This window comes from Geodermatophilus sp. SYSU D00742, from assembly GCF_054049935.1.
In genome coordinates this window covers 36705-52593 of record NZ_JBJGYJ010000013.1, presented here as the reverse complement: position 1 = coordinate 52593, position 15889 = coordinate 36705, and the positions used below count along the sequence as shown (strand labels likewise).

The following is a 15889-nucleotide window of genomic DNA, read 5'->3' as shown; positions in this document are numbered from 1 at the left end:
GCGCCGGCGCCGGCGGACTGCCGCGTCGGCGGGGTCAGGAGGAGCGTGACACGGCCGGCGTGCGCGCGGAGCGCGTCAGGCGCGGGTGGCCGCGTCGGTGAGCAGGTCGCGGGTGAGCTCCACCTGCCACTCCCGGGCACCGCCGGAGCGCAGGGCGGCGGCCACCGACCCGGCGTCCCGCGGCTCGGGTGGGCTCCACATGAGCCGGCGGACGAGGTCGGGGGACAGCAGGTTCTCCACCGGCACGCTGTGCTTCGCCGACAGCTCGGCCAGCCCGGCGCGGGCCACCTGCAGGCGGGTGGCGGCGGCCGGATCGCGGTCGGCCCAGCGGTTCACCGGCGGCGGGCCGTCGCCGGGTCTGCTGTGCAGCGGGAGCTCGGCGTCCGGCAGCTCGCGGCCACGGACCAGCGCGCCGAACCAGGTGCCCACCAGCTTGCGGTTGGCGCGGCCGCGGAAGACCGGCAGCTCGAGCAGGGCCGCCTCCGACCGCGGGTCCGCCTGGACGGCGGAGACCATCGCGGCGTCGGGCAGCACGCGTCCGGGGGCGACGTCGCGGCGGCGGGCCAGCTCGTCGCGCGCCTGCCAGAGGGAGCGGAGCATGCCCAGCTGCCGGCGGTTGCGCAGGCCGTGCACGCCGGAGGTGCGCCGCCACGGGTCGGCCTTGGGGGTGGGCGGGCCGGCGGCGAGGATCGCCTCGAACTCCTGCCGCGCCCACTCGGTCTTGCCCTGCTCCTCGAGGATGCCGGCCAGCGCGTCGCGCAGGTCGACGAGCACCTCGACGTCCAGGGCGGCGTAGACCAGCCACTCCTGGGGCAACGGCCGGGTGCTCCAGTCGGCGGCGGAGTGCCCCTTCTGCAGCGAGAAGCCGAGCAGCGACTCGACGACGGCACCCAGGCCCACCCGCGGCAGCCCGGCCAGGCGGGCGGCCAGCTCGGTGTCGAACACCCGCGTGGGCACCAGGCCGATCTCGGCCAGGCACGGGAGGTCCTGGTTGGCCGCGTGCAGCACCCACTCGGCGTCGCCGATCGCCTCCTGGACGACCGACAGGTCCGGCAGGGGTATCGGGTCGACCAGGCCGGTGCCGGCGCCGGCGCGGCGCAGCTGGACCAGGTAGGCGCGCTGGCCGTAGCGGTAGCCGGAGGCGCGCTCGGCGTCCACGGCGACGGGGCCGGTGCCGGCGCGCAGCGCGTCGGCGTACTCCACCAGCGCGGTGGAGGTCTCGATGACCGGGGGCAGGCCGTCGCGCGGAGCGAGCAGCGGGACCGCCGGGGGAGCGGTCTGCTCCTCGTCCGGCGCCGGGTTGGGCTCGGTGCTCAGCGCTCGTCCACCTTCTCGCCCGTGTCGTCAGCCATGTGCAGCGCCGGCAGCACGCAGCTCCGCGGAACGGGACCGCGGGGGCCGGGGGAGGGGCAGCCGGCGCGGGGGCGCCGGACGCGCCCTCGGGACACCGATGTTAGAGAGTCCCGCCGCCGGAGGGGCCGGAGGGACCCAGCAGCCGGACGCCGGGCGGCGGCAGGCCCGCCGCCGTGCCCAGCACCTCCAGCCAGGCCAGCAGGTGCCGGTCCAGGGCGCTGTCCTCCGCGGTCCAGGAGGCGCGGATCTCGACGTCCACGGAGTGCTCCGGCCCGGCCAGCTCGCCGAAGCGGGTGGAGGCGGTGCGGGTGACCGTGCCGCCGACGGCGTGGTGGGCGGCACCGGCCTCGGCGAGGGCGTCGGTGAGCCAGCTCCACGCGACCTCGGAGAACATGGCGTCGTCGACCATGTGCTCGTCGGTGGACGCCGAGAGGTAACCCACGCAGCGGGTGGTGCCGGCCCACGACTCGTGGCCGGCCGGGTCGTGCAGCACGATGAACCGGCCGCTGGCGACCTCGACCTCGTCGTCCCCGTCCGGCTCGGTGACCAGCGCCGCCACGGCGTGGGCGTAGGGCGCCAGCCGCTGGGGGGCGGGGATCGGCTCGAGGGTGATCTCCGGCCGGGCGGTCACGCCGGCCAGCGCCTCCAGGGCAGCGCGGAACTCCGGGGGGACGTCGCCGCCCCGGTCGCCGGCGCCGTGCCCGGCCCCGGCCAGGCTGGAAGGCTCCACGCTCGCAGAGTAGGGCGCGGACCGGCCCCGCGCGGCCGACGCGCCGCGCGGTTCTGGGAGGATCGACGGTCGTGACCCCCGTTGGCGCGACCACTCCCGGCTCCTCCACCCCCGCCGGTCCGACCGGCCCGGCCGACTCCGACCTCGTGCGCGCCGCGCGCGGCCTGCCGGTGAGCCGGACCCCGGTGTGGTTCATGCGCCAGGCCGGCCGCTCCCTGCCGGAGTACCGCGCGCTCCGGGCCGGCACGGCGATGCTCGAGGCCTGCCAGGACCCCGACCTGGTCACGGAGATCACCCTGCAGCCGGTCCGCCGGCACGGGGTGGACGCCGCGATCCTGTTCTCCGACATCGTGCTGCCGCTGGTCGTGGCCGGCGTCGACATCGAGATCAAGCCGGGGATCGGGCCGGTGGTGGCCCAGCCGGTGCGCACCGTCGCCGACGTCGACGCGCTGCCGCCGCTGGAGCCCGAGCGGCTGGCCTTCCTCGAGACGGCGGTGCGCCGGCTGGTCGCCGAACTCGGTCCCACTCCGCTGATCGGCTTCGCCGGCGCGCCGTTCACCCTGGCCACCTACCTGATCGAGGGCGGCCCCTCCAAGGAGCACGCCCGCACCAAGGCGTTCATGTACGCCGAGCCCGCGGCCTGGAGCCGGCTGCTGGACCGGCTGGCGGTCTCCGCCGCCACCTTCCTGCGGGCGCAGGTGGACGCCGGGGCCTCCGCGGTGCAGCTGTTCGACTCCTGGGCCGGGGTGCTGTCGGCGGCGGACTACGCCGAGCGCGTGCTGCCGCACTCCCGCGCGGTCTTCGACGGGCTCGGCGACCGGGACGTCCCGCGCATCCACTTCGGCGTCGGCACGGGGGAGCTGCTCGCGCTCATCGGGGACGCCGGCGCCGACGTCGTGGGCGTCGACTGGCGGGTGCCCCTGGACGAGGCGGCGCGCCGGGTCGGACCGCAGCGGTCCCTGCAGGGCAACCTCGACCCCGCCGTCCTGCTCGCCGACCGGGCGACCGTCGACCGTGAGGTGCGCCGTGTGGTCGAGCAGGGTCGCGCCGCCCGCGGACACGTGTTCAACCTCGGCCACGGCGTCCTGCCCGACACCGACCCGGGTGTGCTCACCTCCGTCGTCGAGCTGGTCCACGAGCTGTCGACCAGATGAGCCGGCTGGTCGTCGTCGGGGCCGGGATCACCGGCCTGGCCGCGGCGTTCGAGTGGCGCCGGCGACGCCCGGACGACGAGATCGTGGTCCTGGAGGCCGGTGACCGCGTCGGCGGGAAGCTGGACCGGGTCGAGCTGGCCGGGCACTGGTACGACACCGGCCCCGAGGCGGTGCTCGCCCGCGTGCCCGAGGCGGTGCAGCTCGTGGAACGGCTCGGGCTGGCCGCCCGGCTGGTCCGGCCCGCCACCACGCAGGCGTCGGTCGTGCTCCCCGACGGGCGGTTCCCCCTGCCGGCCGGGACCGTGCTCGGCGTCCCCGCCTCGGCCGACGGGCTCGACGGCGTCCTGACCCCGGACGGCGTGGCGCGCGTCGCCGCGGAGGCGGCCCTGCCGCCGCTCAGCCTGGACGGCGACGTCGCCGTCGGCGCCCTGCTCCGGGAGCGGCTCGGCGACGAGGTGGTCGACCGGCTGGTCGAGCCCCTGCTCGGCGGCGTCTACGCCGGGCGGGCCGACGAGCTGTCCCTCACCGCCACCATGCCCGCGCTCGCCGCGCACCTGCCGCGCGCCGGGTCCGTGCTCGGCGCGGCGGCCGCCGCCCGCGACGCCGGGGCGCGCAGCCGGTTCGACGCCGACGCGCCGGTGTTCGTCACCGTCGACGACGGCATCGGCTCGCTGCCCGCGGCGCTGGTGACCGCGTCCCGGGCCGACGTCCGGCTGGGCACCCCCGCGCACGCGCTGACCCGGACGGCGGGCGGCTTCGAGCTCTCGATCGGCCCGGCCGCCGCCCCGGAGACGCTGACCGCCGACGCCGTCCTCGTCACCGCGCCGGCCCCCAAGGCGGCGCGGCTGCTGTCCCGGGTGGCGCCGGATGCGGTCGAGCCGCTGCGGGGCATCCCGTACGCGTCGATGGCCGTCGTCGCGATGGCGTTCCCCGCGCAGCCGGTCGAGGCCGGCTCCGGCCTGCTGGTGCCGCCGGTGACCGGCCGCCTGGTCAAGGGCGTCACCGTGTCGTCGGCGAAGTGGCCGCACCTGGCTCCGCGACCCGCCGCCCCCCACCTGCTCGTCCGCTCCTCGGTGGGCCGGTTCCGCGACGAGTCGCAGCTGCAGCGCGGTGACGACGATCTCGCCGCCGCCGTGGTCGCCGACGTCGCCGACCTGCTGGAGCTGTCCCGGCCGGAGCCCGTGGCGACGCGGGTGGTGCGCTGGGGCGGCGGGCTGCCGCAGTACCTGGTGGGTCACCAGGAGCGGGTGGACGCGGTCCGGACGGCGGTCAGCGCGGTGCCCGGCCTGGCGATCGCGGGTGCGGCGTTCCGCGGGATCGGCGTCCCCGCCTGCATCCGCGACGCGTACCACGCCCTCGACGCGCTGTCCTGAGGCGTGGCCGGGGCCACCACGGCCCCCGGGCATCACGGCCGGGGTGCGGTTGTTGAGATCGAGGTGAGACCACCGCACCACCCGATCCGACCCGACACCCGACCGCCCCGCTGCCTGCGCCACCACGTCTGGATGGCCGCCTGCCACGACTGCCGCGAGGCGCACGCCGCCACCCCGAGGAACGAGCCCGGGCCCGCGCAGCCGTCCACCGGCACGGCTGCCTGACCCGGCACCGTCGGGGCCCGCGCCGCCCGGCGACCGGCCGTGGGTCGCCGTCGTCGGGGTAGCGGGCCCCGATGCGGTGGCCGAGCGGGTCGGGCAGTGTCCGACCCGCGCGACCGGCTGTCCGCGGCGGCGCGCGAGAATGGGCGCATGAGCGAGCAGAGCGACCAGCGCAGCATCGGCAAGCGGGCCAACGAGCTCAACGCGACCATCCGCTACACGATGTGGTCGGTGTTCCGGCTGGCCCGCCCGCTGGGCGACGAGCAGCGCTCCGCGGCCGCCGACGAGGTGCAGGCCCTGCTCGACGAGCTGGCCGGCAAGGACGTCGTCGTCCGCGGGGTCTACGACGTCGCCGGCCTGCGGGCCGACGCGGACGTCATGGTCTGGTGGCACGCCGCCACGCCCGAGGCGCTGCAGGAGGCCTACACCCGGCTGCGCCGCACCACCCTCGGCCGGCACCTGGAGCCGGTGTGGTCGCAGATGGCGCTGCACCGGCCGGCGGAGTTCAACCGCAGCCACATCCCGGCGTTCCTCGCCGACGAGGAGCCCCGCCGCTACGTGTGCGTCTACCCCTTCGTGCGCTCCTACGAGTGGTACCTGCTGCCCGACGAGGAGCGCCGCGCGATGCTCGCCGAGCACGGGCAGATGGCCCGCGGGTACCCCGACGTGCGCGCCAACACCGTCGCCTCGTTCGCCCTCGGCGACTACGAGTGGATGCTCGCCTTCGAGGCCGACGAGCTGCACCGCATCGTCGACCTCATGCGTGAGCTGCGGGCCTCGGCGGCGCGGCGGCACGTGCGCGAGGAGGTGCCGTTCTACACCGGCGTCCGCAAGCCCGTGGCCGAGCTGCTCGCCGACCTGCCGTGACAGCGGGGTGTGGGAGTGCAGGAGGCCGCACTCCCACACCCGGGTTCAGCCCTGCGCGGGCTCGAGCCGGATGCTCACGCTGTTGATGCAGTAGCGGTCGCCGGTGGGCGTCTGCGGCGCGTCCTCGAAGACGTGCCCCAGGTGGCTGTGGCAGGTCCCGCAGAGCACCTCGGTGCGGACCATGCCGTGGCTGCGGTCCTCGCGCAGCACCACGTTGTCGGCGGACGTCGGCTCGTAGAACGACGGCCACCCGCAGTGCGAGTCGAACTTGGTCTCGGAGCGGAACAGCTCCGCCCCGCACGCACGGCAGGTGTAGACGCCGGTCGTCTTGGTGTCGACGTACTCGCCGGTCCAGGGCCGCTCGGTGCCGGCCTGGCGGAGGACGGCGTACTCCTCCGGGGACAGCTGCGCCCGCCACTCCTCGTCGCTCTTGGTGACCTTCGGCTGGTTCTGCGCGGACGTCGTCATGCGCTCCACGGTACGACGCCGAAGTGGCCGGATGATCACGGCCGGGTCCTGTCGGTCAGCGGCCCAGCCCGGCCTCCCTGGCCCGCACGATCGCCTGCGCCCGGTCGGTGACCTGGAGCTTGGTGAGCACGTTCGACACGTTGTTGCGGACCGTCTTCGGCGACAGGTACAGCGCCGCGGCGATCTGCGCGTTGGACCGCCCGGCCGCGACCAGGTCGAGCACCTCCCGCTCGCGGGCGGTCAGCTGGGGGAAGGCGGTCTCCGGCCCGCTGGGGCCGGCCGCGAAGAACTCCGCGATGCGACGGGCCAGGGCGGCGCCGAACACCGCACCGCCGCCGGCGACGGTGGTGATCGCCCGGACCACCTCCTCCTGGTCGGCGCCCTTCAGCAGGTAGCCGCGGGCGCCGGCGCGGACGGCGGCGAACACGGTGCCGTCGTCCTCGCTCATGGTGAGCACCACGACGCCGACCGACGGGGACTCGGCGGTGATCCGCCGGGTCGCCTCGATCCCGTCGAGCACCGGCATCTGCACGTCCATGACGACGACGTCGGGCTGCTCCTCGCGGGCGAGGGCCACCGCCTCCGCGCCGTCGGCGGCCGTGCCCACCACCACCAGGCCGGGCACCGAGCCCAGCAGCACCGCCAGCCCGTCCCGGTAGACCGGGTGGTCGTCGACCACGGCGACCCGCAACGGCTCCTCCGGCTCAGCCACGCCGACTCCCTCCGTCCGCGGGCAGCACCGCCCGCACCACCGTGCCCCGGGGTGCCGGGCACTCCACCGAGCAGTGACCGCCGAGCTCCGCGGCCCGCTCGCGCAGCGACACCAGCCCGACGCCCGCGGGCGCGCCCGGCGCGATCCCGACGCCGTCGTCGGCCACCTCCACGACCAGGTCGCCGTCCCCGTCACAGGCCAGGGACACCCGCACCCGGGTCGCCGAGGCGTGCTTGGCGACGTTGGCCAGCGCCTCGGAGGCGATCCGGTAGGCGGCCACCTCCACCGCGGCCGGCAGCTCGGCGAGCTCGCCGGCGTCCACCGTCACCTCGACCCGGGGTGCCAGCAGCCGCTCGGCCTGCTGGCGCACCGCCCCGGCCAGGCCCAGGTCGTCCAGCGCCGGCGGGCGCAGGTCGTGCACCAGCCGGCGGACGTCGGCCAGCGCGGCGGAGACGTCGTCCCTGGCCTGGCGCAGCAGCCGGTCGGCCTCCTCGGGGCGGGTCGCGGCGAGGTTGCGGGCGGTGTCGATGCGCAAGACCACGGCGCCCAGCGAGGGGCCCAGCCCGTCGTGCAGGTCGCGCCGCAGCCGCCGGCGCTCCTCCTCCCGGGCGGTCACCAGCTGCTCCCGGCTGGCCTGCAGCTCGGCGGCGAGCGAGCCGGCGCGTGCGGCCGCGGCGGCCTGCCGGACGACGTCGGCGAGCAGCCCCTCGTCGCGGGTGACCAGGTGCGCGCGGACGCCGTCCCGGGGCAGCAGCAGCCGGCCGACCTCCTCGCCGCGGTAGGCGATCGGGAGGGACTGCACGGCGGCCGGACGGCGGCCGGACTCGGCCAGCAGGTGCTGCCCGCCGGGCTGGTCGACCTCCACGCCCACGTAGGGGGAGCGGAACGCCTCGGCGATGCCGGCGGCGACGGCCATGAGCTGCTCCTCGGCGCCGTCGGAGCGCTCGAGACGTTCGGCGAGCCCGGAGACGACGCGGTAGGGGTCCTCCCGTTCACCGAGCACCCACCGGCGGACCAGCCGCCAGGCCTGGGCGCGCAGCGGCACGTACAGGCCGGTGACCACGAGCAGGGCCAGCAGGGTGGCGTCGCGGTCGCCGAGGCGGTCCCCGAGCAGGGTGCCGGCGGCGGCGACGACCGCCAGGTCCAGCAGGACGACGGCGACCGCGAGGCCGCCGTAGACCAGCGTGCCGCCGAGCAGCCGGTCGATGTCGAGCGCCTGCGGCCGCAGGATGCCGACGCCGATCGCGGCGCCCGTGAGCGCGACCGCCACGGAGAGGGCGAACGACGCCTCGTCCCCCCGGACGAACAGAGTCGTGACCATCACCAGCAGGTCGACGACGGCGGCCCACAGCAGCCACCGCATCCGCCGCCGCTCCCCGCCGGCGGCCCGCCGGTACCGGGCGACGACGGCCGCGACCGGGACGACCACGCCCAGCAGCGCCGCGGGGAACGCCAGTCGCAGCAGCGGGAGGGCGACCGCCTCCGGCAGCGGCAGGCTCGTCGGGTCCAGGTCGAGCGAGCGGTAGAGCTGCGGCGTCTCCGTGCCGGCCCGCGCGTCGGCGATCTCCGACGGCATCACCAGGAGCAGCGTCGGCAGCAGCGCGGTGGACGCCAGGCTCAGCACGGCCACGGGCCGCCAGCGCCCGGCCGGCAGCCGCCCGTCGGGGTAGAGCAGGAGCAGCAGCGGCAGCCCGAGCAGCAGCCAGGCGCCGAACCGGTTGACGAGCCAGAAGGACGTCGTCGCGCCGGGCAGTGGGGGGTCGTACTGCAGCGCGAACGTCAGCCAGGACTGTGCGAGCCCGTCGAGCGCCCACAGCAGGCCGGTGCCGCCGACGACCCACGAGACCGCGTTGCGCGGCACGCGGCGCAGCAGGAGGGCCGCGGGGACGGCGAGCCCGACGCCGGGCAGCCCGATGATCCAGCCGGGCGTGGCCTCGGCGGCCTCGCGGGCGGCAGCCGGCGTCAGGACGTCGAGGACGGCGGCACCGACCGCGGCGGCCACCGTGACCGCGACCAGCAGCCAGCCGGCCAGTCGCAGCGCCCGCGACGGGTCCTGCGCGCGGCGCTCGGAGGGGGGCGTGGGACGGACCTCCGGCGCCGAGGGGGGCGGCCCGGCCACCGGGGTTCCTACGTGCACGCGGGGATCCTCGCCTGCCGGCGTCCCGACCGTCACGGGGCCGCTGTCCCGTGTCGCCCGGGACGGCGACGGGGACCGGATCGAGGGCGCCGCGCCCTGGCTGCCCGGGACGCCGCCCCGAGACGGTTCTCCCAGTCGGTGCGCAGGGCACCGCGACCTGAGACCCGGGAGACGAGATGTCCCTCAGCACCACCCCCGCACCGGCCCGCACCGACCTGGGTGCGGCCGCGGCCCCCGTCGGCCCGACCACCTCCACCCGGTCCGCCCGGTTCACGGGGATCGCCGTGGCCGCCGGGTCCGCCGCGTGGGCGGCCGGCCTCCTCCTCTTCGGCCCGAACCCCGACCCCGGCTGGAGGGACACGGTCTACAACGTGACCTCGCTGCTGTTCCAGCTGGGCCTGGTGGCGCTCGTGGCCCTCCAGCTGCGCACCGGGGCGATCGGCACCGGCCGGCTCGCGCGGTTCTTCCTGCACGCCGAGCACGTGCTCCTCGGCCTGGCGGTCGTCTCCACGCTCACGTGGATCTTCCTGCGCCAGTTCGACGGCCAGACGTGGTTCCTGCTGCTGGACGCCTTCTGGCCGCTGTCGATGCTGGGCATGGCCGCCATCGGCGTCCGCATCGCGATCGCCGGCCGCTGGCGCGGTGCGGCCCGTTTCTGGCCGGTGGTCGCCGAGAGCTGGGCGCCGGTCGTCGTCCCGCTCAACGCCGTGTTCGGCAACACGGTGGGGGGCGTGGCCGGTGCGGCGCACCTGCTGGTCGGCTACGTCGCCCTGGGCGTCATCCTGGCCCGCACGCCGGAGCTGACCGGGGCCCGCGACTGACGTCGGACCCCGGCGCCCCGCCACCCCGTGACCCGGGTGGCGGGGCGTCGCCGTGCCCGGCGGAGACTGGGCCGGTGACCGTGCCCGACTCCCCGCTGCCCGACGTCTGGTTCACCCGCGACCTGCCGGTGCTCCGGGCGATCGCCCGGCTGGTCGACGAGCCCAGGTACGGCGGTGCCCCGTACCTGGGCCAGGTCGTGCCGGCCAGCGGGCTGCCCAAGCCGGAGGTCGTCGCCGCGGCGCGGGCCCTGGTGTCGTCGGGCTACGTCGAGGCGCTGACCACCTACGGCGGCGAGATCGTGCGGTTCACCGGCATCTCGGCGGAGGCCCGCCGGCTGGCCGGGCTCTGGCCGACGCCGCAGGGGGAGTGGGAGCGGCTGCTCGAGCAGCTGACCGTCCGCGCGGAGAACGCGCCGACCGACGTCGAGCGGGCGCGCTGGCGGGCGTTCGCCGACTCCGCGGCCGCCGTCGGGCCCGACGCGGGTGCGCTGCTCATGTCGGCGCTCATCGGCGGGTACGTGCCGCACACGCGGTAGCCCGGAGAAGACAGCGCCCCCGCCCGGAGGACCGGACGGGGGCGCTGGGTGCCGACCGGGTGGTCAGCGGCTGATCAGGAGATCAGAGCGGGTTGACGTTCGCAGCCTGCGGGCCCTTCTGGCCCTGCTCGATGTCGAACGAGATCCGCTGGCCTTCGTCGAGCGAGCGGTACCCGCTGGTCTGGATGGCCGAGTAGTGGACGAACACATCCGGTCCGCCGCCGTCAGGGGTGGCGAAGCCGAACCCCTTCTCCGCGTTGAACCACTTGACAGTTCCTTCGGGCATTGCTCGCTCCTAGCTGAGGTGGTGCATCGGGGTCCTGCCATAGCGCAGGGCCTTCCCGACGCGTCCACCCTAGACGTCGATCGCCACCGGCGGGGTGTCGGGCACCCTCCTCGTCCCGCCGGGCGCGTCGCATCCGAGCAGGTCTTGCGGCTCTCCTGCGGCTTCCTCGTCGGGAGCCTGCGGTGGCGGCGGGAGTGTCCTCGGTGCCGGGACCGACCCGGCTGACCGAGGAACGGACTCCCGACATGACCTCCACCGTCGCGCCCCTGCCCACCGCTGCGATCGTCCTGTGGGACGTCGAGGACCTCGCCGACAGCGACCTGGACGCCGACCTCGCCCAGCGGCTCGAGGACGCCGGCTCGCTCTGGCCGCGCGCCGACGCGGCCGGCATGCCCCGGGACCAGGCGGGCCGGGTCGTCCCCGGCCGGGACGCCCGGCCGGGGCCGGCCGACGCGGCCGAGCTGGCCCGGGCGGTCCGGCGGGGTGGGCCGGCCGCCATGGCCGCGCACGGGCTGGGGCCGGGAGCGGCGGTGCTCGCCGGCGAGTGAGCCGCGCCGGCGCCGCCCGGCGCCGCCTGTCGTCGCCGTCCCGCGGGGTCGGCCGGGGGCGGGGCGGCACCCGGCGTGTCCACCGGGGCTGCTCAGAGCAGGCGCCCGGGCTCCTCGGGGAACGTCCGGCCGCCCGACGGGGTCCCGGAGTAGTCGCGGGCGGGCGCCGGTGCGGGCCCTGCGGGCAGCGCCAGTGGCTCGGCCCGCCACGAGGGGACGCCGATCGGCGGCTGCAGCTCCCGGTACTGCCCGGCCCGCTGTGCCTGCTCGGCCCGCCGGGCCCGCACCCAGCGCTGCCAGCGCCGGCCACCCAGGTCCAGGCCGACGAGGACGGCGAGGCCGACGGCCACGGTGAGGCAGGCGTCGGTGACGGCGGTGGCGACGTCGAGCGGGGTCAGCCGCGGCCAGCCGACCGACTCCAGCCGGGCGCCCACGATCTCGGCGACGACGTAGAGGACGCCGTACACCGCGAACGAGACCCGCACCGTGCACCTCCGTCGTGGACCGGTCACCGCGTCAACGGCAGGTCGGTTCCCCGGGCGGAGGGCGGTCGCCCCCCGGCCGCCGGCAGATCACCCCTGGGGGTGAGGCTCAGGGCGCCAGGACCTCGTTCCACGGCCGCACCGTCCACCCGGCGACCACGCCGTGGCGCACGAACGGGTCCCCGGCGATGAACTCCTCCGCGGCCTCCCGCGTCGTGAACACCCCCATCGCGTCGCCGTTCATCGGCTCGTCGAAGGTGCCGACCATGAGCAGCAGCCCCCGGTCGTGGAACTCGTGCAGCCGCGCGACGTGCGCCGGGCCGTGCTGCTGGGCCAGCGGCAGGAAGTCCTCGACCGCGCGGTAGGTCATCACGTACTTCATGCAGGGGCATCCTGGCCGCGACCGGCGTCCGTGGGGACCGGACCGGGCGCGGGAGGTCACCGGGCCGTCGCCGGTCGCGGGGGTGCCCGCACCGGCGGTGTGAGGTGCCCCACCGCGGACCTTGGTCCCTCCCCGGGAGCCACTCACCCCGCCAGTCTGTGAACGCTCACACGACCGGGAGGTGCACCATCGAACTCGACGAGGTCATCGGCTGGGTGAACAGCGACCAGCCGAAGACGCCCGCGCAGCTGCGCCAGGCCGCGGCCGTCCTGGACCGCTACCGGGGGACCCGGGAGCCCGGCGTGGCCGAGGCCCGGGTGCGCGTCGCCGTCACGCTGGAGCGGCTCGGGGAGTGAGCCCGGCGCACCCCCCGGCGGCGGCCACCGGGCCCGGCCCGGTCAGACCCACCCGCGGACGGACGGCCGGTACGCCCGGGAGCTGCTGACCACCGTCCCGACGCCGTCCGGCGCCCGCCCGCCCACATCGGGCACCGTGCGGACCCGGGGGACGCCCGGGCTGCGCGTACCACCCGCCGGCAGCGGTGTGCCCGGCCGGGACGCCGGCGGCCCGACCGCTCGGCCAGGGGAGCACACTGTCCTCGCCGGTCGTCGGCGACGACGTGTGGAGGGGACGTGACCCCGAGGGCCGAACGCGGTGCCACCGGCGGGCCGGCGGCGTCGGCCTCCGACGACTGGCTGGCCTCGGTCGGCGCCTCGGCGGCGGCCGCCGTGCGGGCGCCGGCGGAGCTGCTCGGCGAGTACCTGCCACTGCTGGCCGACGCCGCGATCGACGGCCGTCGCCCCGACGCGTTCGAACTCGACGCCGTCCGCGAGCTCGGACGCCGCGCCGCGGCGCAGGGCGTCGGCGCGCGCCGCGCGGTCGACCTCTACCTGTCCGCGGCATGGCGGCTGTGGCGGCAGCTGCCCGTCGTCGTGCGCTCCTCCGATCCGGAGAAGGTCCGCCGGTCCGCCGAGGCGGTGCTCCGGGTGCTCGACGACGCCATCGGCGTGCTGGTCGACGGCCACCAGGCCGAGCGGCGGGAGATGATCCGCCGGGAGGAGGCGCTGCGGGCCGAGTTCGTCGACGATCTGCTGCGCGGGGACGCCGACGTCTCCCTGCTGGTGGAGCGCGCCCAGCCGTTCGGGATCGACCTGGGCAAGCCCCACCACGTCGCGCTGGTCGCGCCGCGCGATCGCGACGGCGCGGTCGACCGTGCGGCGAGCGCGCTGGAGCGTGCGGTGGTCGAGCGGTTCGGGGACCGTGAGGTGCTGGTGGCCACGAAGGACGGTCGCGTGGTCGTCGTCGTCCCGGGGGCAGCCGCGCCCGCCTCCGCCCTGCCCGGTGGCCTCGGCATCGGCGCGGCGATCGAGCAGGAACTGCGCCGCCGGGAGCTCGCCGGCCGCTGGCGGGTGGCGGCCGGACGTGCCTTCCCCGGCGCCTACGGGGTCGCCCGCTCCTACGAGGAGGCCCTCGAGGCCCTGACCTCCGCCGACCGGCTCGGCCTGGACGCCGAAGTCGTCGACGCCCGCGACCTGCTCGTGTACCGCGTGCTGGGCCGCGACCAGACGGCCATCGTCGACCTGGTCCGCGAGGTGCTCACGCCGCTGGACCAGGCGCGCGGCGGCGCGGAGGTGCTGCTGGACACCTTGCGGGAGTACTTCGACGCCGGCGAGGTCGCGACCGAGGCCGCCCGCCGGCTGCACGTCTCGGTCCGCACGGTCACGTACCGCCTGGCCCGGGTCGCCCAGCTGACGGGGTACCGCGTCTCCCGGCCCGACCAGCGGTTCGCGCTCCAGGCGGCCGTGCTGGGCGCACGGCTGCTGGAGTGGCCCGCGACGCCGCTGCCCGCCGAACCGTGACCGGCCCGGCGTCCGCGGGCGCCCCTTCCACGGACAGGCAACGTGGACCTCCGCCACCCGCTCGGCCGTCCCTGCGTCGAGTGGGCGTCGAGCGGCGTCGCGGCAAGACCCACGCGAGGCCGCTGGAGGCGTGCCGGTGTCCCGGCGGGCGCCACGGGACGGGCGTCACGTCGCCCATCGGCCCACCGTGGCCGTCCAGCGCCCGACGGGCGAGGGGCCGCCGTCGCGGGTCCGGCAGGTGAACTCCGCGGCGGTCAGTCCGCAGCCGCCCGGACAGTCGACCTGGACCGGTGATCCGTCGCGCCAGCCCACGGCGGCACACCGTCCGCAGTTCGGGCACGTCTCCCAGGTGAGTCGCTCGCTCGTGCTCATGGTGACGTCCTCCTGGCCGCGGACGACGCATGCGCGGCCGGAGCAGGGGAGCGGCGGACCTCGGGTTCGAGTCAGCGGGCTCCCGTCCCGGGCACGCGTTACCCACCGTCGTCCGTGTGCAACCACGGCGGAGGGCCCTGGCTCCCGGTCTGCGACGGTCGGCGCGCCGGGTCGTGCCCGTCGGTCCGCGTCCGAGCGGCAACCCCGGCCGCCGGCTCCCCGTCCGACCACGGCCCCGGGAACCGCCCCGGTTGTGCGGTGCTCGACCTGCTGCGCGCTAGCCTCGGGGGAGAACCGAGTCCGAGGCCCGGAGGTCCGGGATGCGCTTCGTGTTCAGCCCTCCTGCCGAGGCGGCGGCCGACCTGCTCACCCTGCCCTGGGACACCCCGCTCGCGCTGTGGACCGACCAGCGGATCGTCGAGATCCCGCAGCACGGGCGCTCCCGCCACGTCGTCCGGTTCGTGGCCGAGGCCGGACGCGTGTTCGCCCTCAAGGAGCTGGCCGAGCAACCCGCCCGCCGCGAGTACGAGGTGCTGCGCCGGCTGCACGAGCTCGGCATCCCGGCGGTCGAGGTCATCGGCGTCGTCGTCGACCGGCCCGGCGACCAGGATGCGGTGCTCGTCACCCGCTTCCTGGACTACTCGTCGTCCTTCCTCGCCCTGTTCGCCAACCCCCGGGGCGTGCACCTCATCGACCGGGTGATGAACGCCCAGGTCGAGCTGCTGGTCCGGCTGCACCTGGCCGGCATCGTCTGGGGTGACTGCTCCCTGGCCAACACCCTGTTCCGGTTCGACGCCGGGACGCTGGCCGCCTACCTGGTGGACGCCGAGACGGGCGAGGTGCACGAGCGCCTCACCCAGAGCCAGCGGGACCACGACACGGAGGTCGCCTATGCGCGGGTCGTCGACGAACTGACGGACCTGCGGCGGAGCGGCTCCCTGGCCGAGGACCTCGACCCGGCCCTCGCGGCGGCCGACCTGGTGGCGCGGTACGAGCAGCTGTGGACCGAGCTGACCAGCGAGGAGGTGATGCCGCGCGACGAGCAGCAGGTCCGCGTCGCCGAGCGCATCCGCCGGCTCCAGGCCCTGGGGTTCGACGTCGGCGAGATGGAACTGGTCGACGAGCCGTCCGGCGGGAGCCGGCTGCGCCTCACCACCCGCGTCGCCGAACCCGGCACCTGCCGGCGGGCGCTGTTCACCCGGACCGGGCTGGACGTGCAGGAGAAGCAGGCCCGCCGCCTCCTCGCCGACATCGCGAGCTACCGGGCCGGGCTCGAGCAGGAGGAGGGCCCGGTCTCCGAGACCGCGGCCGCCATCCGCTGGTTGACCACCGTGTACGAGCCCACGATCGCCGCCATCCCCGCGCACCTGCGCAGCCGGCTGGACGCCGCCGAGATCTTCCACGAGATCCTCGAGCACCGGTGGTTCCTGTCCGAGGCGGCCGGCCGGGACGTCGGGATGCGGGCCGCGGTACGGGACTACGTCGACCGTGTGCTGTCGGCGGTGTCCGGCGACCTGGTGACGCCGACGCCCGGGATCGCCGACCAGGGCGTCGCGGCCCGGTGAGCGACCGCTCGCGGGTGGAGCC

17 protein-coding genes are annotated in these 15889 nt (G+C 76.5%); 9 read left to right on the top strand and 8 right to left on the bottom strand.

Annotated features, from left to right (window positions below):
• Positions 1-75: 75 nt before the first annotated feature.
• Positions 76-1317, bottom strand: a complete 1242-nt coding sequence (locus ACI78V_RS11190; RefSeq protein WP_456851046.1) for an HRDC domain-containing protein — start codon at positions 1315-1317, stop codon at positions 76-78.
• 136 nt (positions 1318-1453) lie between these two features.
• Positions 1454-2083, bottom strand: coding sequence for a DUF3000 domain-containing protein (locus tag ACI78V_RS11185; protein ID WP_456850972.1), 630 nt, complete (start codon positions 2081-2083; stop codon positions 1454-1456).
• Positions 2084-2154: 71 nt separating this feature from the next.
• On the opposite strand from ACI78V_RS11185, the gene hemE reads away from it, so the two are divergent.
• From hemE to hemQ, 3 genes are all read left to right on the top strand, one after another.
• Positions 2155-3237, top strand: a complete 1083-nt coding sequence (hemE, locus tag ACI78V_RS11180) for a uroporphyrinogen decarboxylase (protein ID WP_456850971.1) — start codon at positions 2155-2157, stop codon at positions 3235-3237.
• The gene (gene hemG, locus ACI78V_RS11175) at positions 3234-4610 is read left to right on the top strand and encodes a protoporphyrinogen oxidase (protein WP_456850970.1); all 1377 of its coding nucleotides are present in this window, start codon (positions 3234-3236) and stop codon (positions 4608-4610) included. The genes hemE and hemG overlap by 4 nt, the downstream gene beginning before the upstream one ends.
• Positions 4611-4982: 372 nt before the next feature.
• Complete coding sequence (hemQ, locus tag ACI78V_RS11170; protein WP_456850969.1) at positions 4983-5699, top strand: hydrogen peroxide-dependent heme synthase; 717 nt, start codon at positions 4983-4985, stop codon at positions 5697-5699.
• Between the two features lie 45 nt (positions 5700-5744).
• Here the strand turns inward: hemQ and msrB are convergent, their stop codons facing one another.
• The 3 genes from msrB to ACI78V_RS11155 are packed head-to-tail and all read right to left on the bottom strand — an operon-like array spanning position 5745 to position 8998.
• Positions 5745-6167, bottom strand: coding sequence for a peptide-methionine (R)-S-oxide reductase MsrB (msrB, locus tag ACI78V_RS11165; RefSeq protein WP_456850968.1), 423 nt, complete (start codon positions 6165-6167; stop codon positions 5745-5747).
• 55 nt (positions 6168-6222) lie between these two features.
• Positions 6223-6879 carry a response regulator gene (locus ACI78V_RS11160; RefSeq protein ID WP_456850967.1) on the bottom strand — a complete coding sequence of 219 codons (657 nt, stop codon included), beginning with the start codon at positions 6877-6879 and terminating at the stop codon, positions 6223-6225.
• Positions 6872-8998, bottom strand: a complete 2127-nt coding sequence (locus ACI78V_RS11155) for a histidine kinase (RefSeq protein ID WP_456850966.1) — start codon at positions 8996-8998, stop codon at positions 6872-6874. Before ACI78V_RS11155 ends, ACI78V_RS11160 begins: the two co-directional genes overlap by 8 nt.
• 194 nt (positions 8999-9192) lie before the next feature.
• On the opposite strand from ACI78V_RS11155, the gene ACI78V_RS11150 reads away from it, so the two are divergent.
• Positions 9193-9837, top strand: coding sequence for a hypothetical protein (locus ACI78V_RS11150; RefSeq protein ID WP_456850965.1), 645 nt, complete (start codon positions 9193-9195; stop codon positions 9835-9837).
• Positions 9838-9911: 74 nt separating this feature from the next.
• Positions 9912-10373: a hypothetical protein gene (locus tag ACI78V_RS11145; RefSeq protein WP_456850964.1), complete on the top strand. Its 462-nt coding sequence runs from the start codon at positions 9912-9914 to the stop codon at positions 10371-10373.
• Positions 10374-10455: 82 nt separating this feature from the next.
• Here ACI78V_RS11145 and ACI78V_RS11140 read toward each other — a convergent pair whose 3' ends face one another.
• A complete protein-coding gene (locus ACI78V_RS11140; protein WP_012948038.1) occupies positions 10456-10659 on the bottom strand; it encodes a cold-shock protein in 204 nt (67 codons plus the stop codon).
• A 245-nt stretch (positions 10660-10904) separates the two neighbouring features.
• Here ACI78V_RS11140 and ACI78V_RS11135 point away from each other — a divergent pair, with 245 nt between their 5' ends.
• The gene (locus tag ACI78V_RS11135; protein WP_456850963.1) at positions 10905-11207 is read left to right on the top strand and encodes a hypothetical protein; all 303 of its coding nucleotides are present in this window, start codon (positions 10905-10907) and stop codon (positions 11205-11207) included.
• Between the two features lie 92 nt (positions 11208-11299).
• Here ACI78V_RS11135 and ACI78V_RS11130 read toward each other — a convergent pair whose 3' ends face one another.
• Both ACI78V_RS11130 and ACI78V_RS11125 read right to left on the bottom strand, forming a co-directional pair.
• The gene (locus tag ACI78V_RS11130; protein ID WP_456850962.1) at positions 11300-11692 is read right to left on the bottom strand and encodes a hypothetical protein; all 393 of its coding nucleotides are present in this window, start codon (positions 11690-11692) and stop codon (positions 11300-11302) included.
• A 106-nt stretch (positions 11693-11798) separates the two neighbouring features.
• Entirely contained in the window at positions 11799-12071 is a 273-nt protein-coding gene (locus tag ACI78V_RS11125) for a YciI family protein (protein WP_456850961.1), read from the bottom strand.
• Between the two features lie 158 nt (positions 12072-12229).
• Here ACI78V_RS11125 and ACI78V_RS11120 point away from each other — a divergent pair, with 158 nt between their 5' ends.
• From ACI78V_RS11120 to ACI78V_RS11110, 3 genes are all read left to right on the top strand, one after another.
• On the top strand, positions 12230-12427 hold the full coding sequence (locus ACI78V_RS11120) for a hypothetical protein (RefSeq protein ID WP_456850960.1): 198 nt from the start codon (positions 12230-12232) through the stop codon (positions 12425-12427).
• A gap of 276 nt (positions 12428-12703) precedes the next feature.
• Positions 12704-13930: a PucR family transcriptional regulator gene (locus ACI78V_RS11115; protein WP_456850959.1), complete on the top strand. Its 1227-nt coding sequence runs from the start codon at positions 12704-12706 to the stop codon at positions 13928-13930.
• Positions 13931-14622: 692 nt separating this feature from the next.
• Positions 14623-15867, top strand: a complete 1245-nt coding sequence (locus ACI78V_RS11110; RefSeq protein WP_456850958.1) for a DUF4032 domain-containing protein — start codon at positions 14623-14625, stop codon at positions 15865-15867.
• The last annotated feature ends 22 nt before the right edge of the window (positions 15868-15889 follow it).

What these genes read in the sequence shown, in the direction of transcription:
- hemG (WP_456850970.1), top strand. Translation starts at nt 3,234, where the DNA reads ATGAGCCGGCTGGTCGTCGTCGGGGCCGGGATCACCGGCCTGGCCGCG.
- hemQ (WP_456850969.1), top strand. Translation starts at nt 4,983, where the DNA reads ATGAGCGAGCAGAGCGACCAGCGCAGCATCGGCAAGCGGGCCAACGAG.
- msrB (WP_456850968.1), bottom strand. Translation starts at nt 6,167, where the DNA reads ATGACGACGTCCGCGCAGAACCAGCCGAAGGTCACCAAGAGCGACGAG.
- ACI78V_RS11150 (WP_456850965.1), top strand. Translation starts at nt 9,193, where the DNA reads ATGTCCCTCAGCACCACCCCCGCACCGGCCCGCACCGACCTGGGTGCG.
- ACI78V_RS11140 (WP_012948038.1), bottom strand. Translation starts at nt 10,659, where the DNA reads ATGCCCGAAGGAACTGTCAAGTGGTTCAACGCGGAGAAGGGGTTCGGC.
- ACI78V_RS11135 (WP_456850963.1), top strand. Translation starts at nt 10,905, where the DNA reads ATGACCTCCACCGTCGCGCCCCTGCCCACCGCTGCGATCGTCCTGTGG.
- ACI78V_RS11125 (WP_456850961.1), bottom strand. Translation starts at nt 12,071, where the DNA reads ATGAAGTACGTGATGACCTACCGCGCGGTCGAGGACTTCCTGCCGCTG.
- ACI78V_RS11110 (WP_456850958.1), top strand. Translation starts at nt 14,623, where the DNA reads ATGCGCTTCGTGTTCAGCCCTCCTGCCGAGGCGGCGGCCGACCTGCTC.